This is a genomic window from Halobellus ordinarius (assembly GCF_031823395.1).
GTDB classification, from domain to species: Archaea; Halobacteriota; Halobacteria; order Halobacteriales; family Haloferacaceae; genus Haloquadratum; species Haloquadratum ordinarius.
Genome location: NZ_JAVQKJ010000006.1, coordinates 250,291 through 271,244, shown reverse-complemented (window position 1 = coordinate 271,244; position 20,954 = coordinate 250,291). Strand labels below are relative to the sequence as shown.

Below are 20,954 nucleotides of genomic sequence, written 5' to 3'. Positions count from 1 at the left end.
CGAGGTGTATACAATTACGTATACAATATCGGGAACGAACGCCACTCGACCGTCGTCGCGTGCGACGAATCTGTAACAGATGTACTTCCGTTATTTATGCGAGAGTCGCTGTGTGATCCGTCAGTGGGCTCCTGGGCGGTGAGTTTGTATACAAACTCGTATACATCCACTCCAAATCTGATCCGCAACGCTGCGCGCCCATCGATTTGAACCCTCGTTACAACGATCTCACACCGTGACGGGGCGGATTGTAATGTTTAAGTTCCCGCCCGAAGTGAATTTGCCTGAATGAAGGTAACTGTACTCGGAGCCGGGACGATGGGTCACGGGATTTCGCAGGTGAGTGCGATGGCGGGACACAGCGTCACGTTGCGGGATCTGGAGACGGAATTGGTCGAAGACGGGATCGAATCGATCCGCTCGAACCTGCAGGGGGGCGTCGACCGGGGCAAAGTCTCCGAAGCGGAAATGGAGGCGACACTGGGTAATATTTCCGGGGAGACCGACCTCGAAACGGCGACGAGCGGCGCCGATCTCGTCGTCGAGGCCGTCCCGGAGGACCCGGACCTGAAAAAAGGCGTCCTCACCGACGCCGAAGCCGTCGCAGAGGAGGACGCAGTCCTGGCGACAAACACCTCTTCGATCCCGGTGACTGAACTGGCGAGTGCCCTCGACCGCCCCGGGCGATTCATCGGACTGCACTTCTTCAATCCGGTACACATCATGGCGCTCGTCGAAGTGATCGTCGGTGAGCGGACCGACGACGACACCCGAGTGTTCGCCACGGAGTTCGTCGAGGGGATCGAAAAGACGCCGGTCGTCGTCCGTGATACCCCCGGATTCGCGTCCTCACGACTGGGCGTCGCACTCGGCGTGGAGGCGATCAGGATGGTCGAGGAAGGCGTCGCGTCGCCGGAGGATATCGACACGGCGATGGAACTCGGATACAACCATCCGATGGGGCCGCTCGAACTCACGGACGTCGTCGGGCTCGACGTCCGTCTGGACATCCTCGAGAATCTCCGAACCGAACTGGGCGAGCGGTTCAAGCCCCCCCAGCTGCTCAAGCGGAAAGTCCGAGCCGGGAAGCTCGGCAAGAAATCAGGTGAGGGGTTCTACATCTGGGAGGACGGCGAGGCCGTCGAACCGAGCGGAGAGTGGGGCGACAGATGAGCGAGTCGGACGACCTCCTCGATGCCGAGTACGAGTCGCTGCTACTCGATCGAGACAACGGCATCGTGACGATCACCATCGACCGGCCGGAGAACCGGAATGCGCTGAACGCGACCGTCAGAGAGGAACTCAAAACCGTCCTGCCAGCCGTCGAAAACTCGGACGCCCGCGTAGGCGTGATCAAAGGGTCAGACGACTGCAACGCCTTCGTCGCCGGTGCCGACGTCACTGAACTTCGGGAACGGGATCTCCTCGAACAGCGCGAGGCGAGCGCCCGTCCGCGGATCTACGAACTCGTCGACGACTTGCGCATCCCCGTGATCGCACAGATCAACGGGCACGCGCTGGGTGGCGGCCTGGAACTCGCTACAGCCTGTGACGTCCGCATCGCTGGGGAAGGGGCGAAACTCGGACAGCCGGAAATCAACCTGGGATTGATTCCCGGTGGTGGCGGAACGCAGCGTCTCCCTCGACTCGTGGGAGAGGGCCAGGCGATGCGGCTGATCCTCTCGGGCGAACTGATCGACGCCGAGGAGGCACAACGAATCGGGCTGGTCGACCAACTCTGCTCGCGAACGGAACTCGGCGACCGAGTCGAGGAGCTTGCAGCATCTATCGCCGAAAAGAGCCCGGTTGCGCTGGAGTTCGCAAAGGAGAGCGTCCGCTCGGCATCGCGGCTCCCGCTCGACGACGGGATCGACTACGAGGCACAGTTGTTCGTCCAACTGTTCGCGACAGAGGACAAAAACGAGGGGATCGACGCGTTCTTCGAGGACCGGGACCCCGAGTGGCAGGGGGAGTAGTCGACGAGGCGGCTCCCGCTTCTAAAACGGTCGACGAGGCGGCTTTCGTCTCCCACGCGGGTCGGCGACCCGGAGTCAGTGGCCCACGAGTGAAGTCGTTGGCTTCTGCCTTGCATATCTGTGACACCCTGGTTAAAAGTACTAATACCCAAATAATAATTATACTCTGTCGTTTTGCTGAAATAAGATTGCCAGAGCAGATCGGAATGGAAAAGCGGTTTGTGGCCGTCAAATCGAAATTAGTGGACCCGGACGACACTAAATTATTGAATTAATAGATGTTTTCTTCGCAGGTAGCACTCGGAACGTGGCTTCCTTCGACGGTGGCGGAAATCCGCGGCAGGTCTCGGTTCAGATCGAGAGGTCCATTTCGCCGCCGACACCGAGGTGCTGCTCCAGTATCTCGTCCGCGTTCCGGAGTTCCTCTGTCGTTCCTTCGTAGACGTTTTGCCCTTTGTTGATGACGTAGTGGCGATCGGCGACCGACATCGCCGCCTGAACGTTCTGCTCGACGAGGAGAATCGTCACCCCCTCGTCGCTGATCGTCTCGATGATTTCGATCACGTCCTCGACAATCTGTGGTGCGAGCCCTTCCGTCGGCTCGTCAAGCAGGAGGAGGTCGGTCTGTCCGAGCAGCGCCCGCGCGATGACGAGCATCTGCTGCTCGCCGCCGCTGAGTTGCGCGCCGCTGTTCGACCGCCGCTCCCGGAGCCGCGGAAACCGGTCGAAGACCTCCGACATCGAGAGCGCGCCCGCCCCCCCGCTTTTCAGTTCGCCCATCCGCAGGTTCTCGTCGACGGTGAGGTCGGGGAACACCTGCCGGTCCTCCGGGACATACTGGATTCCGCGGGCGACGGTTTCATAATCCGACAGCGCCGTGATGTCTTCTCCCTCGAACGTGATCGTCCCCGCCGACGGGGTCAGGATCCCGACGATAGAACGGAGCGTCGTGGTCTTGCCGGCACCGTTTCGCCCGACAAGGGAGACAACCTCGCCGCGGTCGATCGACAGCGAAACGTCCTGGAGGATCTTGCTTTGCCCGTAGGCGGCGTCGATACCGTCGACGCGAAGCAGTTCCTCGCTCACAGGTCTGCACCTCCCAGATACGCCCGCTGTACTTCCTCGTTCGCACTGATCTCTGCAGGTGTGCCTTCGGCGATGACCGCCCCCTGTTGAAGCACGGTGATCGTATCCGAGATGCTCATTATGATTTCGAGGTCGTGTTCGATCAGCATAAGCGTGAAGTCCCGTTCGTCCGCGAGTCGCTGAACGAGCTGGATGGTGGTCACCGTATCCTCCCGTCCCATCCCGGCGGTCGGCTCATCCAGCATTAGGAGGTCCGGCTCCGTCGCAATCGTGATGCCGATTTCGAGTTTGCGTCGGTCGCCGTAGGCGAACTCCGCCGCACGTTGGTCTGCTCGGTCCGCGAGCCCGACATCTTCCAGGATGGATTCGGCGCGCTCTCGCGGCTCAGCGAGATTCTCCGCCGAGCGCCAGACGCTCGAGCGCCGGTCGTCGGCGAACTGCGCGGCGACGCGGACGTTCTCGAAGGCGGTGAGGCCGTCGAACACGTCCGTGATCTGGAACGAGCGCGCGAGTCCGCGTCGAGCCACTTCGTGCGGCGTTTCGTGCGTAATATCCTCGCCGTTGAAGCGTATCTCACCCGACGTCGGTTCGAGCAGCCCCGTGATGAGGTTGAAAAGCGTCGACTTGCCGGCCCCGTTCGGCCCGATGACCGAGTGTGTCGAACCTTCCTCGACTACCAGATCGATGTCGTCGTTCGCCACGAGGTTGCCGAACCGCTTCGTCAGCGCCTCGGTTTCGAGGATTGCAGTCATCGTTTCTCACCCCCGTCGGTCGTCACGTCCGTCTGCGGGCCGCCACCCGATCCCAGCCGGATCCGGATCGCGTCCCGAACTGAACTGTACACCGTAATCAGCCCTCTCGGTGCGACCATCACGGTCAGCACGAGCAGCAATCCGAGCACGAACCGCCACTGGTCGGTGTACGACGAGAGGATTTCCTGTAACCCGATGAAGAGGCCGGCACCGAATATCGGGCCGAACAAGGTCCCGATCCCGCCGAACATCATCGCGATGACGACGTCGCCGGAGACGACCCAGTGGAGCGTTCCCGCGGAGACGAAGGTCTGATACGCCGCAAGCAGTGCCCCCGCGAGCCCGCCGATACCGCCGGACAGCGCAAAGGCACGGCGCTTGTACAGATCGGTGTCGTACCCGAGGAAGGAGACCCGACGCTCGCTTTCGCGAATCGCGGTCACGATCCGGCCAAACGGCGAATCGAGCAGCTTCACCGCGACGAAGTACGTCGCGATGGTAACGGCCAGCGAGAAGTAGTAGAACGTGGCAGTGCTACCGAGACTGACGAGCCCGACGCCGAACAGCTCGATCGTCGGAACCCCGGTGAGGCCGTCGCTGCCACCGGTGACGTCGTTCCACGTGAGCGCGAGTTGGTGGAACATCTGGGCGAACGCCAGCGTAATCATTGCGAAGTACACCCCCGTCAGTCGTACTGACAGCGCGCCGATGACCCACGCGACTGCGGCGGCAAGCAGGATTGCGACGATTGCGGCGAGGACGAACGAATTGAAGATGTGCATCGTGAACAGCCCAGTAACGTAGGCACCGATTCCGAAGAACGCCGCGTGGCCGAACGATAGTAGTCCCATATATCCCATCACCATGTCCAGACTGAGCGCCAGGATCCCCCAGATGAACATCAGCGAGAGCAGGCCGACGAAATACTGCGAATAGAAGCTGTCGATGCCGAGCGGGACCAGCGCAAGGACTCCCACGAACCCGAGTACTCGTCGGTCGGTCAACGGCACAGGTTCGATGATCTCGCTGAACGTGACTTTCGTCGACTCGCTCCGGACCTCGTACTCCCCGAGCAGTCCCTGCGGACGAATCAAAAGCACCAGGATCATCAGCAGATAGATCAGAAAGCCCGTGAACTGCGGGAGGAACACGGTCCCGAGGGACTGAACCAGACCGATCAGGAGCGCAGCAATCACCGAGCCACGGAAACTTCCGAGTCCGCCGACCACGACGACGATGAACGCGGTGATGATGATCTCATCGCCCATCGTGGGCGTGACATTGAGAAACGGTCCGGCGAGCACGCCCGCAATGCCGGCCAGCACCGCCGCCAGCCCGAAAACCAGGGTGAAGTAGTTCGCGATATTGATCCCCATAATCCGGACCGTCCGGCGACTCTGTGCGCCTCCGCGGACGATGAGTCCGAAATCGGTCCACTCGAAGAGGGCCCAGACGCCTCCGGCGACCGCAAAGCCGGCGAGGATCAAGAACAGCTTGTACCTGGGATAGAATATCGGTCCGAGTTCCATCGCTCCGGTGATCAGTTCAGGCCCGGGGAACTGCTGTGGACTTTTGCCCCAGATGAACTCCACGGCGTCGGAGATCATAAGCGTGAGCCCGAACGTGAGGATGATGTGGTACAGGGGATCCCGGTCGTAGATTCGATGGAGCGTCGACCGTTCGATGATGACGCCGACCACTCCCACGATGAGCGGTGCCAAGAGCAGTGCGATCCAGAAGCTCCCCGTCGCGTCGATAACGGTGAGTCCGACGTAGGCGCCCAGCATATACAGCGCGCCGTGGGCGAAGTTGATGATGTCGGTCATTCCGAAAATGACTGACAGCCCCGATGCGATGAGCAGGTAGAGGACCCCCAGCGCGAGCCCGTTGAGGAGTTGGAGCGCGAGTAGATTCAGATCCATAGAAAATCTTCAGAACTGACAGGAAACGTCGCTACACGGAACAGTTGCCTCGTCGGCACTGATCGTCGTCATCACGTCGATGTCCGGCCACTCGTAGTCACCGGGGGCGACGATCTTCCCCATACTGTAGGGCCGTGCGGCCTGGTGATCACACTCTCGGTAGCTCGTTTCGCCCATCGGGCCATCGAAGCTCACCGAGGTCTGTGCCTCGATGATGTCGTCCGCCGCGACGCTGCCTGCTTCCTCCGCGGCGCGTTTGTACAGATACAGGTACACCCAGGAGACGTGCGAGAAGTTGTCCGGAGCGGTATCGTACTCGTTGCTGAAGGCGTCGACGAACTCCGCGTTGGCTTCCGTGTCGAAGCCCTCGTAATACCGGACTGCGGAGTAGGTGTTCTGTGCTGCCTCGCCGGCCGCTTTCCGGATGAACTGGAAGGCGTTCACCGGACTGACCAGCGTCTTCTCGGATTTCAGGCCGTAACTGTTGGCCTGCTTCAGGAAGTTCACCGCGTCCCCACCGTTGAGTCCGGTGACGACCCACTCTGCGTCCGATGAGGTGATCTGGCTGATATACGACGAGAAGTCGGTTGCACCGAGTTCACTCGTCGTGCTGCCGACGACCTCTACGTCGCTGCTGTGTTCCTTCGCGACCCGTTCCCAGGCGGAGGCAACGCTGTTGCCCCAGAGGTAATCCGCGTTGTGAATCCACACCTTCGTACCGAAGTTGTCGACTGCCCACGGCGCCCCGGCCGCGGCGGTCTGGCTCGCGCGGGTCTCATACCGGAACGTCGTCCGTCGACAGTTGTCCATCGTGAGCCCGTCGGCGGCAACGTCGGGATAGAACGGAACGTTCTCTTCTTCGGCGTATCCGGCGACGGCGGACCCGACAGACGAGGAAATCGTCCCGAACAGCGCGTCGACGTCATCCTCCTGGACGAGCTTCCGTGCCTTCTGTTTGCCAGTCTGTGGGTCGGCCTGGGTGTCCTCGTGGAACCCTTCGACCGTCATCCCGTTGATGCCACCGTTCTTGTTGATCAGTTTGATCCCGAGCTTTGCCCCCTGTTCCTGATAGCTGGCGAGCCCGCCGTACGGGCCGGTAGACGGGTATAGCCACCCGAGTTTGACAGTCTCGCCGTCGCTACTTCCGGCGGTTTCCCCGCCGGCGTCGGTCTCGGTCTCGGTCGAGTCGCCGCCGGCTTCACCGTCGGTTGTCTCGCCCGAAGAGTCGCCCGAACCCCCTCCGGCACACCCAGCCAATCCCACGACGCCGCTCGCGCCGATGGTCCGCAGGACAGTCCGTCGATTACCTACCCATATACGCCTGTCTTGATCTGCCATACCATCACACTGCAGACCATCCAATATATATTTTATTATGATCGACCACACAAGTTCCGGATCTATTCCCCTCATCGAAGGCCAGACCACAGCGGGTGGCGTCTCCTGACGGTTCGAGAGCGCCCCCGTTCAACGAAGGAATTTTACAGTGGGACGCAAACGGGGCAGCTATGTCGTACGACTGTACGTTCATAACGGATCTGCCCCTTTCCCCCGATCAGTATTCCTTTGCGACCGAAGAGCGCGCGGAATTCGCGACGGACTACGGGACTACCCCCGCCGACGCGAGTCGTCCGGATGTGGTCGTCTATCCACGATCGACGGAGGACGTCTCCGCGGTCCTCGCCGCGGCGAACGACCGAGAGGTCCCCGTGACGCCGTACGCCGCTGGATCGAGTACGGAGAGTAACGCGGTCCCGGTCGAAGGCGGGATTTCGCTTTCGATGAACCGCTTCGACAGTATTCGCGACTTCCGACCGGACGATATGCAGATCGACGTCGAGCCGGGCGTGGTCGGTGCCGACCTCGAAGACCGCGTTTCCGAGGAGGGGCTGTACTTCCCCGCGTTCCCGCAGTCTGCGCAGTTCTCGACCGTGGGCGGGATGATCGCAAACGACGCGAGCGGTATCCGGACAGTCAAATACGGCGAAGTCCGCGATTGGGTGCTGGAGCTGGAAGTGGTTCGCGCTGACGGCGTCGTCATCGAGGTGGGGAGCAAAGCGAAGAAGTCCTCCGCGGGCTACAACCTCACCGACCTCTTCGTCGGGAGCGAAGGGACCCTGGGTGTCATCACGCGGGCAACGCTCGATCTCGCCGTCGAACCGGCCGAGACGCTCGCCGGGCGCGCGATCTTCAGCGACCTGGCTGATGCGGCCGACGCCATCGCGGAAACGATCCGAGCCGGAATCGACGTGGCGACACTGGAACTGATGGACCCGCTGACGGCGGAGATATCCAACTCCTACACCGGCAGCGACCTTCCGGCGAAACCGATGGTCGTCTTCGAGCTCCACGGGCGCGGGATCGACGCTGAGTACGGGGCCCTTTCGGAGATACTGGACCGCCACGAACCCGAGCGGATCGAGACGGCCTTCGACGAGGAACGGCGGGATACGCTCTGGCAAGCCCGTCGCGAGATCGGGAAGGCATTGCTGGAGTACGACCCCGCGCGCGAACTCGAAGTCGTCGGCGACGTCACCGTCCCGATCGGTGCCTACGCCGAGATGGTCCGGTTTGTCGGCGAAATCTCCGAGTCGTTCGACCTCCCGATTCCGGCGTTCGGGCACGCCGGGGACGGCAACTTACACTACGCTATTCTCGCTGATCCCGACGATAACGCCGAACTGGAACGGGTCCACGAGGCGTCGGGTCGGATCATCGAGGAGACCATCGCGAACGGTGGCACCTGTACCGGAGAACACGGGATCGGCGTCGGCAAGCGCAAGTACCTCCGGCAGGAGGTCGATCCGGGGGTCATCGAGACGATGCAGTCGATCAAATCGGCACTCGATCCGAACGGCATCCTGAATCCGGGGAAGATTTTCGAGTAGGCGACGGCGCGTCGTCGACGTCGGCGGTTCGGTACCCCTACCCACGGTCGATACCGTAGGGCGCACCTCGTCCCGAGCACAAATATTTATATACTTCTTCGGACACCTCCAAACGAAGTATGTACGAAGAGACGAGACCGACGCCGCCACAGTCACCCGACGGTGGGGTTCGGGGGACGTCCCAGGCGGACGTGAGCGTCGAGACCTATCGGGTACTGGATCCCGACGGCGCGTTCGACGCCGACAGGCTCCCCGACCTCTCCCCCGCCGAGTTCCGTGACATCTATCGGTGGATGCTGCTTCAGCGGACCTTCGACGATCGGGCGACCAAACTCCAGCGTCGCGGCCGCCTCGGTACGTACGCCTCCGGGCGTGGACAGGAGGCAGCGATCATCGGGAGCGGGTACGCGCTCGACGACGAGGACTGGATATTCCCGTACGGTCGCGAAGCGGGGATGCTGTTGATGCACGGCCTGTCGATGCGGGACCTCCTGTTGTACTGGCGCGGTATCGAGGACGCCTCCCGGATGGACGGTGGTAACATCTTCGGGCTCGCCATCTCGATCGGCTCACACATCCCGGTCGTCACCGGCAAAGCCTGGGGACTCAAACTGGACGATGCCGACAGCGTTGCCTTCGCCAATCTCGGCGACGGGGCGACGTCGACCGGCGCGTTCCACGAGGGAGTCAACTTCGCCGGCGTGCTCGACGCGCCGTGTGTCTTCTTCTGTCAGAACAACCAATACGCCATCTCGCTCCCCTTCGAGAAGCAAACGGGGGCTGAGACGGTTGCACAGAAGGCGATCGGCTACGGAATCGACGGAATTCGCGTCGACGGCAACGACGTCCTCGCGGTCTATAACGCGGTGACGGAGGCCCGTAAGCGTGCGTTGAACGGCGATCCGGTCCTCGTCGAGGCCGTGACGTATCGGCAGGCTGCCCACACGACGAGCGACGACCCAACCCGGTATCGCGAGGACGACGAGGTCGCGGCGTGGAAGCGACGCGATCCGCTCGAACGCTACCGGTCGTTCCTCGAAGAAGCGGGGTACGCCGCGGAGATCGACGAGGCGGCCATCGAGTCCGAAATCGAAGACGAGTTCTCCGAGGCGGTCGACGCGGCGGACGCGTTCTCGGAACGCGGGGTCGAAGCGATGTTCGAGTATCTGCACGAGGAGATGCCACCGGAACTCCGGCGTCAACTCGAGGAGTACGAGCAGTTCCTCGACGATCACCCGGAGATGTACGAGTACATCGAGCAGCGGCCGAAGGGGTAACTATGCAGGCGACAATCATCGAATCGATCAACGACGCGTTACACGAAGAGATGGAAAACGACGACCGGACGCTTGTCTTCGGCGAGGACGTCGCGGAATCCGGCGGAGTCTTCAGGGCCACCGAGGGGCTCCTCGAGGAGTTCGGAAACGACCGCGTGCTGGATACGCCGCTTTCCGAAATCGCGATCGTCGGTGCCGCGATCGGACTCGCGACGCACGGCTACCGGCCGGTGGCCGAAATCCAGTTTTCGGGGTTCCTGCCGCCCGCGTTCGATCAGCTCGTCACGAACGCGAGCCGTATCCGGTGGCGAACGCGTGGTGAACTGACCGCCCCGATGACGGTCCGGATGCCCTACGGCGCGGGTGTCAGGGCGCTGGAACACCACTCGGAGAGTCTCGAAGCCGCCTACAGCCACATCCCCGGCCTGAAGGTGGTGATCCCCTCGACCCCTGAGGACGCCAAAGGCCTGCTGATCTCGGCCATCCGCGACCCCGACCCGGTGCTCTTTATGGAACCGAAGCACGTCTACCGCTCGATCCGCGAGACGGTTCCTGACGGCACCTACACGGAGCCGATCGGCGAGGCTGCGGTTCGTCAGGAGGGTGAAGACGTAACCGTCGTCTCGTGGGGATCGATGATGCACAAGACGACCGAGGCGGTCGCGGAACTGGACGGCATCGACTGTGAGGTGATCGACCTCCGGACTATCTCGCCGCTCGACAGAGAGACAGTTGTCTCATCCGTACAGAAGACCGGCCGGTGCGTCATCGTCCACGAGGCCCCGAAGAGCGGCGGGTTCGCGGGGGAACTCATCGCCACGATCAACGACGAGGCGCTGATGTATCTGGAGGCGCCCGTCCGTCGCGTCACCGGCTTCGACGTTCCGGTTCCACTTCTCGCGATGGAGGATTTCTACATCCCGCATCCGCCGCGGATCGCGGCCGCGATCGAAGAGACCGCCTCCTACTGAATCGAGGGTCTTTGCTGGACCCGGGTGATTGAGACGGTACGTCCCCGTGTGGACGGTCGGAATCCGACCGACGATCAGGACTCATCGGACCGCCGTATCACTCTAACAGGAGCCGTTTCGGTTCGTTGAGATACCGCTTCACCTCGTTTGTGAACTGTGCGGCCTCGGCGCCGTCGACGATGCGGTGGTCGACCGACATCGAGATCGTCATCAACTCCCGTTTCGTTATCTCGTCGTCGTGGACGGCAGGCTTCGTTTTGATCTCGCCCAAGGCGAGGATCCCGCTTTCGGGGTAGTTGATGATCGGCGAGGAGTACTCTCCGCCGATGGCGCCGACGTTCGTGATCGTGAACGTGCTTCCTTCTAACTCCGACGGCGAGATCGATCGGGACCTGGCGCGTTCGGCGAGGTCGGCCACTTCCGTCGCGAGTTCGAGCAATCCTTTTTGATCCGCGTTCTCGATCACCGGAACCATCAGTCCCGCATCGGTCGCGACAGCAATTCCGATGTGATATTCGTCGTGGAGGAGAATCTCGCCCGCTTCCTCGTCGAGTTCGGCGTTCAGGTACGGATGCGATCGCAGCGCTGCGGTGACAGCCTTGATGACGAACGGCATATACGTCAGCCGAACTCCGTCGTCGGAGGCGGTATCCCGTAACTGCTCGCGGAGTTCGACAAGCGGCGTCACGTCGACCTCGTCGTGGTGGCTGACGTGCGGGGCGGTGAACTTCGACGTCGCCATTCGTTCGCCGATGGTTCGTCGGATCCCCTTGTAGGGAACGCGGTCACCGGGGTTCTGTCCGCCCTCGTCGGCGGTCCGGCTCGATGGTGCCGAGGCCTTTGCTCGATCGCTCTGGCCCGTCGACGTTCCATTCGAATCCGGTGTCCCACGTTCCGGTCTTCCGGGAGGATCATCGAGATACGCCTCCAGGTCTTCGGGAGTGACGAACGGTTCGCCGTTTTTGCGCTCGCTCGCCGGGACGTCGTTTAGGTCGATTCCGTTCTCCCTTGCGAGGCGGCGCGTCGCCGGCATCGCGAGCGAGCTGTCTCGCTCCGCACCCACGGTCGCATCAGCCGTCTGTGCCGCTGTGGTATCCCGGTCCTCGCTTTCTTCAGCGGCCCGATCGGCGGTGGACCCTGCGGCTGCGAGCACGTCAGTCTCGGTGACGCGGCTGCCGGTACTGGACTCCTGCACTGCTGTGATTTCGACGCCCTTCTCTCGGGCCAGTTGACGCACCCGCGGCGGAGCAAAGACGCGACCGTCCCCGACCTCCGGCTCCTGTCCCGATTCTTCCTCAGGGTCCGTGTCCGTGTGACTCGGCGTCGACTCGGTATCAGAGGCTGGAGGTTCACGTTGGGACTCTGCGGTCGCTTCCGCCCTGTCGTCGACCTCGAAAGTGACGATCACCTCACCAACTGGCACCATCTCGCCCGCCTCGGCTTCGAGAGCCGTGATCGTCCCGTCATACGGTGATGGGACCTCTACGAGAGCCTTGTCGGTCTCGACCTCGGCGAGTGGCTCATCCTGTGCCACACGGTCGCCGGGATCGACGAGCCAGTTCACTAACTCTCCCTCGGCGATACCCTCACCGATGTCTGGGAGTTCGAAATTTTGCTGCGCCATAGTACGCAGTTTTCTCCTGTCGCTATACTTCCTTCGGTCATCGGTCGACCCTCGACAGCATAGTTGCTGTGCCCGGGTCTTGTCCGCTCCGTAACCATCAGTCACGTTATCGAAATCTGTCGTACCGGTTTCGCTTCCGTAGCCACCTGTTCAACGATAGTAACTATTTTTCCCCTATAGTCGGTACTACTAAGACAACCAACCGAGTGGTGACTCGTATGGCAACGGAGCCGAAAACCATCGGCGCGGTCGAACGGACGTTTGGGATCATACAAGCGCTTGAAGATCTCGGTGCGGCCGGGACGACGGAGATCGCCCAGGAGTTATCGCTCTCGAAGAGCACCGCCTACACCCATCTGAACACGCTTCACAGGAGCGGGTATCTGGTGAAAGAGGACAACACGTATCGGCTCAGTTGTAAGTTCCTCCGGCTGGGCTTCTCGGTTCAGCGTGGGTTCGATCTGTACAGACGTGGACGGAACGCCGTCGACGAGCTGGCCGTCGAGACCGGCGAGCGAACCAATCTCGTCGTCGAAGAGGCCGGAGAAGGTACCTGCATCCATTCGGCGGACGCCTCCGGGTCGATGGACATCTATATGTCTCCCGGAGAGCGGTGGCCGCTACACGCCACGGCCACCGGAAAAGCGATCCTGGCTCACCTGCCCTCGGAACGGGTGGACGAAATCGTCGATCGGCACGGCCTCCCGGCACTCACTCCGCACACGATTACGGACCGAGACACGCTGGCGGAGGAGTTGGCTTCGATCAGGGACGCCGAAATTGCCTTCGACGAACAGGAAGCTATTGAGGGGCTCCGCTGCATTGCGGCGCCGATAATCGTCGACGACAAGCCACTCGGCTCCCTGAGCGTCTCCGGCCCGTCACAACAGTTCACTGATCCCGGTCGGGAAGAAGAACTGATCGAAGCACTTCGCGAGGCGGTGAACGTTATCCAACTCAAATTCGTTTTCAACTGAGACGCCTCTGGATTGCCGACTGTTCTCGTGAGCGAACAGCCAGTAATGTGCTCCGACGTGGGCGGGTGTTTTCTCTTATCGAAATGCGTCGAGAACCGGAAGTGATTCGAAAGCTACGGTCCAGTTGCGTTCACTATAGTTGAACTCGATGTGCTGGTGACGACACAGAACCGCTTTCACGGGAGTCCTAAACGCTGCTACCTTGCCGGACTATTCCTGGCGAAATTGGGTGTACTGACGGATAGAATGCCACAGTAGGCAATCTTTTGTTCCTATCAGCGTCTTTCTGGTAGAACCTCTTCGTCGCGAAAGTCGGGGTATTTTGATTCTCTGATTCGGATTACAGACGCAATTGTCCGGTCCTATCAAACAGAAAATTCACGATAGTAAACAGCTGTGTGGTATTCCCATCGGCCACCACGTCCAACGACGTGATTCGGAAGCGCCATCGGCGATAGCATAACAACAGTACGTTTGTTACGCTGCCTCCTGTGTCACCTCCCTTCGGACCCACTCCGTGGTGATCGAGAGTGCCAGCTTTCCTGATCGGTCCCAGTCTGGTTACGAGAGGACCCTATCGCGCAGAACGGTTCCAGATGGGAGTGCGAGTATACGAATATGTATACAGCGAGTCTACCCGGAAATGCCGCAGGAATTCTGCAGTAACGTGTCCTCGATTGCAATTCGCCAATGTATTTATACTATCTTTATAATTATTTTGCCAATGATGTGTGATAAATATATAAGCATTGTGGCCAACGCTGGATCCAACGGAGGACCTGAACAAACGTACGTCTGTTAGTATATCAATTGCCTGATATAACGAAAGCCGGCATCTGAGCCCGGCCAGAGGTGTATACGTGAAATGTATACAAATATATTTGCTGTGATAATTTGAGGGTGTTCAACCAGAAACAAACCCTCAGTGTGTGGAATTTTCCGTATCTGTGGACTGAACGTTCCCGGACAGTTTTCTTATCAGTTGAAATCGGTTTGAACCTCCAAGTGGGTGTATGGAGTCCTCAGCAGTGCCGGTTCCAAAACCACTCATCAAAAACTATTTACCTCGTTAGTAGAGTCTCAAGAACGCAATGAAGGCATTCGAGGAACTTGATTTAGAGTACTTTACGACAGACGTTCGTGATCACATCGGCGTTCTCCGCATCGACCGCCCCCCGGTAAACGCGCACAACATCGATGTCTTGCTGGAACTCCAGCGAGCGGTCGAGGGAGTTCGCTTCGACGAAAACGTCCGTATCTGTGTGTTCGGCAGTACGAACGACAACATCTTCTCTACGGGATTCGACATCAACGACCTGCGAGAAAAAAGCGGGAAGCAGGTCGGCTACGCCAGCCAGACCTCCAAGGAGATCATCATGAAGATGCGGACGACGGACACGCTGTTCATCGCGGCCGTCGACGGCCACTGTATGGGCGGCGGTCTCGAACTCGCTCTCGCGTGTGACTTCCGGTTCGTCGGCGACGACGACGACTACCGAATCGGAATGCCCGAAGTCCACCTCGGTCTCATCGCCGGCGAGGCGGGCACCCAGTTGCTGCCGCGCTACATCGACCGCTCCGAGGCGCTCCGGATGATGGTCACCGGCGAGGAGCTGACCCCCGAGGAGGCCACCGAGAAGGGCATCTTCGACGAACTCCACGACCCGGAGGACCTCGAAGACGCCGTCTTCGAGTTTGCCGAGATGATCGTTCAAAAGCCCGCCGGCGCCGTCGGCCACAACAAACTCGCCGTCAACGAGGGGCTCGAACTGCCGCTGTGGGACGCGCTCGCCCACGAACGGGAACTCCAGAACCAGCTTCTGGGCTCCGACATCGCCAAGGAGGGCGTCGAGGCCTTCCTCAACGACCGCGAACCGGACTTCCTCGGCGTCGAACTCGGCGAGAAGGAAGCCGGCACGGAATAACGGACCGACACTGGGTTCTCCCGCGTCGCTTTTTTCCGAGATTCCTCATCGGAACTCCGGCCGCTCGTCGTTCAGAAACGCGTTCACCCCGGTCTCGTGCGGCTCACTGCCGTAGGCGAGGACCTGGAGGTGTGCCTCTCGTTCGAGTGCGTCCCGGAACGGGCGCCCGATGTTCTCGTGGATACCGCGTTTCGTGAGTCCGAGCGTTTCGGTGGGTTTCTTCGCGAGCGTCGCCAGCAGTTCCTCGACGGTATCGTCGAGTTCGTCGCTCTCGACGGCGTCGTTTATCAGATCCATCGCCGCGGCCGATTCAGCGTCGAAGACCCGCCCCGTCATCGTGAGCTCTTTGGCGGTTCTCAGCCCCACGAGCGCGGGCAGAATGAACGTTCCGCCGGAGTCGGGGATGAGCCCGACGTTGCCGAACACTTCCCCGAATCGAGCGTCCCGGTCCGCGTAGGCGAAGTCGCACGCGGCGACGACATTCGTCCCGGCGCCGACTGCATCGCCGTTGACTTTCGCGATGACCGGGATGGGGATCGTCAGGAGCCGTTCGATCAGCGCATTGAGGGTCGACTGGACACGGTCGTAGGCCTCCCGCGGCGTCTCGTCGCGCGCAGCCATCGCCTCGATATCGCCGCCCGCACTGAACGCGTCGCCGTCGCCGGTCAGGACGACGGCGCGGGCGTCGGAATCCGCCGTCGTCTCGAGCGCTTCGATCAGTTCGGTCGCCGCCGCAGCGGTGAATGCGTTCTTCGAATCGGGACGGTCGAACGAGAGCGTCCGGACGCGGCCGTCTGTCTCCACTCGTACCATACCGCGAGTGGCAATCGAAGGTGTATAAATCCATCCGAAGCCCGTACCTTTTAGTCAGTCGTCGTCATCCTCGGAGTATGACCGATGCGTACGTCATCGGGGCCGGACAGTCCGATTTCGGGTCCTTCCCCGGTGAGTCATACCGATCGCTCTTCGCCGATGCGTTCGACGAGACGCTCGAAAGCGTCGACGGCGACTTTGCCACTGCAGAGATCGACGAGGCCTTCCTCGGAACGCTCGGTGTGGGCGGCCGACAACTCGGATTGAGCGGACCCGCAGTGACCGAACATCTCGGGCTACACGGGATTCCGACGACCCGGGTCGAAAACGCGTGTGCTGCATCCGGCTACGCCCTCCGGCAGGCCGTGATGGCGGTCAAATCGGGGATGGTCGACGTCGCACTGGCCGGCGGCTACGAGATAATGACGGATATGAGCGGCGACCACACCAAGTGGTGGCTGGGCGTGAGCGGCGAGACCGAGTGGGAGCGGTTGTCGGGCACCACCTTCGCGGGCGTGTACGCGCAGATGGCCAGCGCGTACCTCCGGGAGTACGACGCGACCGTCGAGGACCTCTCGCGGGTCGCGGTCAAAAACCACGGGAACGGCGCGCAGAACCCACACGCACAGCTTGGATTCGAGTGTACCCTCGAAGACGCGATGAACGCACCGGACGTCGCCGCGCCACTGAATCTCTATCATTGCTGTCCGACCACCGACGGGGCAAGCGCCGTGCTCGTCGCAAACGAGGCGGTCGCAAAGGAGTTCTCCGATGAGCCGGTGCGGGTGGCCGGTGCCGGGGCTGCGAGCGGACGGGTCGGATTGTTCCAGCGCGATTCGCTCACGGGGATCCCGGCCTCTGAGACGGCCGCGGAGCGCGCATACGAGGATGCCGGCATCTCCCCGGACGATCTCGACTTCGCGGAGGTCCACGACTGCTTCGCGATCGCCGAACTCGCCGCCTACGAGGATCTCGGCTTCTGTGACCGCGGCGAGGCCGCGCGTCTCCTCCGGGAGGGAGAGACGGATCCTGACGGGCGGCTGCCCGTCAACACCTCGGGTGGGCTCAAATCGAAGGGACACCCGATCGGGGCGACCGGCACCGGCCAGGTCGTCGAAGCGTACTCGCAGTTGCGCGGGGAGGCACACGTTCAGGTTGACGATCCGGAGGTCGGCCTCACCCACAACGTCGGCGGCTCCGGCGGCGGCGTGACCGTCCACGTGTTCGAGCGGGTCGACGGAGGTGAACTATGAGTTCCGAGCGCGGGATCGTGGCGACGGGTCTGTACGTGCCGCGACAGCGACTGAGCGGCGACGAGATCCAAGCCGCCTGGGGGACGTCCGCGCCGGTCGATCAGGCCGCCGTTCCCACTGCCGACGAAGACACCCTCACGATGTCTGTCGCCGCGGGCAGGAAGGCACTGGCGAACGCCGACCTCGACGCGGCGGCTGTCTCGCATCTTGCCGTGGCGACGACGACGCCGCCGCTCGAAGAAGAAGAGTTCGCGCCGCGGATCGGCGCCGCTTTGGGAACCTCGAGTGAGTTGACTACCGAGACGGCGACGCAGAGTACAGCCGCCGGCGCGGAGGCGCTGCTTTCCGGCGCCGACGCCGACGGCACCGCGCTCGTGATCGTTGCGGACGCACCCGATGGCGATCCAGCCGAAGCCGGCCAGCGCCTCGGGGCGGGCGCAGCGGCGTTCGTCTTCGACGAGGGTGGCGACGCGAAGGTGATCGACAGCGCCCAGCGCTCACGCGATGCACCGGGAATCAGGTTCCGCGAAGGGGGGAGCCACTCGGTTACCGGACTCGACATTACGACCTACGAACGGCAGATGATCCGCGAACTGGTGTCGGCCGCCGTCGAGGGGCTGTCGATCGATCACGAGGCGGTCGACGCGGTGAGCCTTTACCAGCCGACGGGCGGGCTTCCGCATCGCATCGCGCGCTCGCTCCCGTACGGCGGCGGCGCGGTCGGATCCGGTATCGTGGTGGACGACATCGGCGATGCCGGTGCCGCCACGACAGCGATCGGTCTGCTGGCTGCGCTGGCGGCGAGCGAACCTGGTTCGCTCACCGTGGTCGGCTTCTTCGGGAGCGGCGCGTCCGCGGTTGCGCTGGCGTTCGAGTCCCCTGCTGAACTGGATGTGGACCTCGATGCCGCACTGGCGGGCGGCGAACAGATCTCGTACGCCGAGGCGCTCCGGGAGCGCGGGACGATCGGCTCCGCCGAGGTCGCCGGTGGCGGCGCACACGTGAGTCTGCCGTCCTGGCAACGGACGCTGCCGCAACGATATCGGCTCGAAGCGGGCCGCTGTCCCGAGTGTGGTGCAGTCGCCTTCCCGCCGGAGGGTGCCTGTCCCGACTGTCACGAACGCGTGACGTTCGAGACGGAGTCGCTCGCCCGGACCGGCGAAATCGTCGCCGTGACGGTGATCGGACAGGGTGGCGCGCCGCCGGAGTTCGTCGAACTGCAGCGCCGCGACGGCCCCTTCGCGGTGGCGATCGTCGAGGTGGAGACCACCGGGGAACGGGACGGCACAGCCCGGTTCCCGGTGCAGTTGACAGACTGTGATCCAGAAGACGTCTCCGTAGGTGACGAGGTAGCGGGTCGGTTCCGCCGTATCTACAGTGTCGAAGGTGTCACACGGTACGGACTCAAGTTCGTCCCGGAACAACGGTAGCCGATCTCGGCCGTATCCGCCGTGAGAAAACGGTTGTATCGAACTGCCGCGGGAAACCGGTTTTATTCAACTACCCTGAGAAAACGGTTGTATCCAACTGCCGTGGGTCTCGAATCCCTCAAACACCTTCGACAGTCACTCCTCAGCCGACGCTGAAATCCCCAAACGGGACGATACCGGTGCTTCTCATACTGATTACTCTCACTTTTTCCCGCCGAGCGCCGTCAACGGGGACCGCGCTCGGCGGGAAGAGACGAGAGTAATCAGTATCAGTCCTCGTACTGCTGGCGTTCCCGCTCCCGAAGTTTGACGCGCTGGATCTTGCCGGTCTCGGTGCGCGGGAGTTCGTCGGTGAACTCGATGCGTCGGGGGTATTTGTACGGTGCCAGCGTGTTCTTGACGTGGTTCTGCAGCGTCTCGGTCAGCTCGTCGCCGGGCGTCGCATCCTCGGAGACGACCACGAAGGCCTTCACGACCTGGCCGCGTTCCTCGTCAGGTGAACCGACGACGGCCACTTCGGAGACCTCCTCGCGCTCTTCGAGGACCGCCTCGACCTCCGGACCCGGGATGTTGTAGCCGCTCGACACGATGAGGTCGTCCTCGCGGGACTTGTATTCCAGGCGGCCGTCCTCGCGGTGCACGTAGATGTCACCCGGGAGGCTCCAGCCGTCGACGAGCGCCTCGTCCTGCTTTTTCGGGCGGTTCCAGTAGGAGATGCCCGTCGGGCCACGGACCGCGAGGAGCCCGGCCTCGCCGCGCGGGAGTTCCTCGCCAGTGTCCGGATCGATGACCCTGCACTCGTAGCCGGGAACCGGATAGCCGGTCGCGCCGGGATCGATCTCCTCTCCCTCACGGTGGCTCACGAAGATGTGCAGCATCTCGGTGGTCCCGATCCCGTCGTAGATCTCGACACCGTAGCTGTCTTTGAACTTGTTGAACGTGCTGTGTGTGAGTGGCTCGCCGGCGCTCACAGCCAGTCGCAGCGAGTCCGTTTCGTACTCGTCAGGCCCGTCCGGGTGTTTCGCGAGAATCTGGTTGAACGCCGTCGGGATCGAACAGAGAATCGTGATTTCGTGCTTCTCGACGGCTTCAAGCAGGTCGGCCGGCGAGGCGTTTTCCACGAGACTCGATGTGGCCCCGAACCGGAGCGGGAAGGTCAGGAGGTCCCCGTAGCCGTACGCAAAGGGCAGCGGCGGGTTGCCGCCGAAGACGTCGTCCTCGGTGACGTTGAGGCAATAGCGCGCGTAACTGTCCGCGGTCGCGAGCACCTGTCGGTGGGTGTGCGTCGCGCCCTTCGGCTGTCCGGTGGTTCCGGAGGTGTACAGCATCAGCGCGAGGTCGTCGCGGGAAGTCGGATGCGCGTCGAGATCGTCGTCGGCCGCTTCCGTCAGTTCGTCGTAGTCGAGGTGGTCGTGCTCGACGCCGTTCCGCTGGACGACCACGACGTCGTCAACGGTATCCAGGTCGGGGAGCGCCTCGGTGATCTCTTCGAGGAGGCCGTCGTAGACGACGACCATCGAGGCCTCCGCGTTGTTGATGATGTGGATGAGCTCTTTCGCGCGGAGCAGCTTCATCGACGGCAGCGGCACGGCCCCGATCTTCTGGATTGCGAGACAGGAAATGACGGCCTCCGGACGGTTGGTGAAGCGGACGACGACCCGGTCGCCCGGTTCGACACCTTGCCCTGCAAGCGCGTTTCCGAGCTGGTTGACCCGTGTTTGCAGTTCGTCGTACGTGATCTCTTCGTCTTCGAACCGGATGGCGACGTTGTCGCCACGACCCTCGCGGACGTGACGGTCCACCAACTCGTCGGCGACGTTGATCTCCTCTGGGTAGTGAAGTTCCGGGAGCGGATGAACGAGGTCCGGTCCGTCATCTGGCAGATACGAGGCTGGTACGTTTTCTTGCATCGCTTGTTACGGCAATCAAGATATGTCTCAAAGTACTTTACGGTCGAATATGAGAAAGGTCCGCGGCTGGGAAACCGGGAAACGGTACCGATAAAACATACCGCTTTCTCGGCGTAATCGGACCGATACTAAAAACCGCCACATTCAAAT

General features: G+C 61.9%; 16 protein-coding genes. 9 read left to right on the top strand and 7 right to left on the bottom strand.

The features are described from left to right. The first annotated feature begins 288 nt into the window (after positions 1 to 288). Together RJT48_RS10400 and RJT48_RS10395 are read left to right on the top strand one after the other, a co-directional pair. Positions 289 to 1,173 (top strand): 3-hydroxyacyl-CoA dehydrogenase family protein, encoded by an 885-nt coding sequence (locus RJT48_RS10400; RefSeq protein WP_311172213.1) that lies wholly within the window; start codon positions 289 to 291, stop codon positions 1,171 to 1,173. After that, on the top strand, positions 1,170 to 1,976 hold the full coding sequence (locus RJT48_RS10395; RefSeq protein ID WP_311172212.1) for an enoyl-CoA hydratase/isomerase family protein: 807 nt from the start codon (positions 1,170 to 1,172) through the stop codon (positions 1,974 to 1,976). The genes RJT48_RS10400 and RJT48_RS10395 overlap by 4 nt, the downstream gene beginning before the upstream one ends. Before the next feature lie 351 nt (positions 1,977 to 2,327). On the opposite strand, the gene RJT48_RS10390 is transcribed toward RJT48_RS10395, so the two are convergent. The 4 genes from RJT48_RS10390 to RJT48_RS10375 are packed head-to-tail and all read right to left on the bottom strand — an operon-like array spanning position 2,328 to position 7,074. After that, positions 2,328 to 3,062, bottom strand: coding sequence for an ABC transporter ATP-binding protein (locus RJT48_RS10390; protein WP_311172211.1), 735 nt, complete (start codon positions 3,060 to 3,062; stop codon positions 2,328 to 2,330). After that, positions 3,059 to 3,814, bottom strand: a complete 756-nt coding sequence (locus RJT48_RS10385; RefSeq protein ID WP_311172210.1) for an ABC transporter ATP-binding protein — start codon at positions 3,812 to 3,814, stop codon at positions 3,059 to 3,061. The genes RJT48_RS10390 and RJT48_RS10385 overlap by 4 nt, the downstream gene beginning before the upstream one ends. After that, entirely contained in the window at positions 3,811 to 5,736 is a 1,926-nt protein-coding gene (locus tag RJT48_RS10380; protein WP_311172209.1) for an ABC transporter permease, read from the bottom strand. Before RJT48_RS10380 ends, RJT48_RS10385 begins: the two co-directional genes overlap by 4 nt. A 9-nt stretch (positions 5,737 to 5,745) precedes the next feature. Beyond that, positions 5,746 to 7,074, bottom strand: coding sequence for an ABC transporter substrate-binding protein (locus RJT48_RS10375; RefSeq protein WP_311172208.1), 1,329 nt, complete (start codon positions 7,072 to 7,074; stop codon positions 5,746 to 5,748). A 170-nt stretch (positions 7,075 to 7,244) separates the two neighbouring features. Between RJT48_RS10375 and RJT48_RS10370 the strand changes: the two genes are divergently transcribed. The 3 genes from RJT48_RS10370 (at position 7,245) to RJT48_RS10360 (ending at position 10,872) form a co-directional block, all read left to right on the top strand. Then, a complete protein-coding gene (locus tag RJT48_RS10370; protein WP_311172207.1) occupies positions 7,245 to 8,624 on the top strand; it encodes an FAD-binding oxidoreductase in 1,380 nt (459 codons plus the stop codon). 119 nt (positions 8,625 to 8,743) lie between these two features. Then, positions 8,744 to 9,901: a thiamine pyrophosphate-dependent dehydrogenase E1 component subunit alpha gene (locus RJT48_RS10365; protein ID WP_311172206.1), complete on the top strand. Its 1,158-nt coding sequence runs from the start codon at positions 8,744 to 8,746 to the stop codon at positions 9,899 to 9,901. A gap of 2 nt (positions 9,902 to 9,903) precedes the next feature. After that, positions 9,904 to 10,872: an alpha-ketoacid dehydrogenase subunit beta gene (locus tag RJT48_RS10360; protein ID WP_311172205.1), complete on the top strand. Its 969-nt coding sequence runs from the start codon at positions 9,904 to 9,906 to the stop codon at positions 10,870 to 10,872. Positions 10,873 to 10,969: 97 nt separating this feature from the next. Here the strand turns inward: RJT48_RS10360 and RJT48_RS10355 are convergent, their stop codons facing one another. Continuing rightward, positions 10,970 to 12,496 (bottom strand): 2-oxo acid dehydrogenase subunit E2, encoded by a 1,527-nt coding sequence (locus RJT48_RS10355; RefSeq protein WP_311172204.1) that lies wholly within the window; start codon positions 12,494 to 12,496, stop codon positions 10,970 to 10,972. A 218-nt stretch (positions 12,497 to 12,714) separates the two neighbouring features. Between RJT48_RS10355 and RJT48_RS10350 the strand changes: the two genes are divergently transcribed. Beyond that, complete coding sequence (locus tag RJT48_RS10350) at positions 12,715 to 13,473, top strand: IclR family transcriptional regulator (protein ID WP_311172203.1); 759 nt, start codon at positions 12,715 to 12,717, stop codon at positions 13,471 to 13,473. A 1,091-nt stretch (positions 13,474 to 14,564) separates the two neighbouring features. Then, the gene (locus RJT48_RS10345) at positions 14,565 to 15,398 is read left to right on the top strand and encodes an enoyl-CoA hydratase/isomerase family protein (protein ID WP_311172202.1); all 834 of its coding nucleotides are present in this window, start codon (positions 14,565 to 14,567) and stop codon (positions 15,396 to 15,398) included. Positions 15,399 to 15,443: 45 nt separating this feature from the next. On the opposite strand, the gene RJT48_RS10340 is transcribed toward RJT48_RS10345, so the two are convergent. Beyond that, complete coding sequence (locus tag RJT48_RS10340; protein WP_311172201.1) at positions 15,444 to 16,211, bottom strand: enoyl-CoA hydratase/isomerase family protein; 768 nt, start codon at positions 16,209 to 16,211, stop codon at positions 15,444 to 15,446. Positions 16,212 to 16,288: 77 nt separating this feature from the next. Between RJT48_RS10340 and RJT48_RS10335 the strand changes: the two genes are divergently transcribed. Further along, positions 16,289 to 17,464 (top strand): thiolase domain-containing protein, encoded by a 1,176-nt coding sequence (locus RJT48_RS10335; protein WP_311172200.1) that lies wholly within the window; start codon positions 16,289 to 16,291, stop codon positions 17,462 to 17,464. Beyond that, positions 17,461 to 18,894, top strand: coding sequence for a zinc ribbon domain-containing protein (locus tag RJT48_RS10330; protein ID WP_311172199.1), 1,434 nt, complete (start codon positions 17,461 to 17,463; stop codon positions 18,892 to 18,894). The genes RJT48_RS10335 and RJT48_RS10330 overlap by 4 nt, the downstream gene beginning before the upstream one ends. Positions 18,895 to 19,163: 269 nt before the next feature. Here the strand turns inward: RJT48_RS10330 and RJT48_RS10325 are convergent, their stop codons facing one another. Continuing rightward, a complete protein-coding gene (locus tag RJT48_RS10325) occupies positions 19,164 to 20,804 on the bottom strand; it encodes an acetate--CoA ligase (RefSeq protein WP_311172198.1) in 1,641 nt (546 codons plus the stop codon). Positions 20,805 to 20,954 lie beyond the last annotated feature (150 nt).

Bases quoted from the DNA above. Each gene is read 5' to 3' on its own strand.
- RJT48_RS10325 (WP_311172198.1), bottom strand. From the start codon at position 20,804: ATGCAAGAAAACGTACCAGCCTCGTATCTGCCAGATGACGGACCGGAC.
- RJT48_RS10345 (WP_311172202.1), top strand. From the start codon at position 14,565: ATGAAGGCATTCGAGGAACTTGATTTAGAGTACTTTACGACAGACGTT.
- RJT48_RS10375 (WP_311172208.1), bottom strand. From the start codon at position 7,074: ATGGCAGATCAAGACAGGCGTATATGGGTAGGTAATCGACGGACTGTC.
- RJT48_RS10395 (WP_311172212.1), top strand. From the start codon at position 1,170: ATGAGCGAGTCGGACGACCTCCTCGATGCCGAGTACGAGTCGCTGCTA.
- RJT48_RS10330 (WP_311172199.1), top strand. From the start codon at position 17,461: ATGAGTTCCGAGCGCGGGATCGTGGCGACGGGTCTGTACGTGCCGCGA.
- RJT48_RS10365 (WP_311172206.1), top strand. From the start codon at position 8,744: ATGTACGAAGAGACGAGACCGACGCCGCCACAGTCACCCGACGGTGGG.
- RJT48_RS10380 (WP_311172209.1), bottom strand. From the start codon at position 5,736: ATGGATCTGAATCTACTCGCGCTCCAACTCCTCAACGGGCTCGCGCTG.
- RJT48_RS10355 (WP_311172204.1), bottom strand. From the start codon at position 12,496: ATGGCGCAGCAAAATTTCGAACTCCCAGACATCGGTGAGGGTATCGCC.
- RJT48_RS10340 (WP_311172201.1), bottom strand. From the start codon at position 16,211: ATGGTACGAGTGGAGACAGACGGCCGCGTCCGGACGCTCTCGTTCGAC.
- RJT48_RS10385 (WP_311172210.1), bottom strand. From the start codon at position 3,814: ATGACTGCAATCCTCGAAACCGAGGCGCTGACGAAGCGGTTCGGCAAC.
- RJT48_RS10350 (WP_311172203.1), top strand. From the start codon at position 12,715: ATGGCAACGGAGCCGAAAACCATCGGCGCGGTCGAACGGACGTTTGGG.
- RJT48_RS10400 (WP_311172213.1), top strand. From the start codon at position 289: ATGAAGGTAACTGTACTCGGAGCCGGGACGATGGGTCACGGGATTTCG.
- RJT48_RS10360 (WP_311172205.1), top strand. From the start codon at position 9,904: ATGCAGGCGACAATCATCGAATCGATCAACGACGCGTTACACGAAGAG.
- RJT48_RS10335 (WP_311172200.1), top strand. From the start codon at position 16,289: ATGACCGATGCGTACGTCATCGGGGCCGGACAGTCCGATTTCGGGTCC.
- RJT48_RS10370 (WP_311172207.1), top strand. From the start codon at position 7,245: ATGTCGTACGACTGTACGTTCATAACGGATCTGCCCCTTTCCCCCGAT.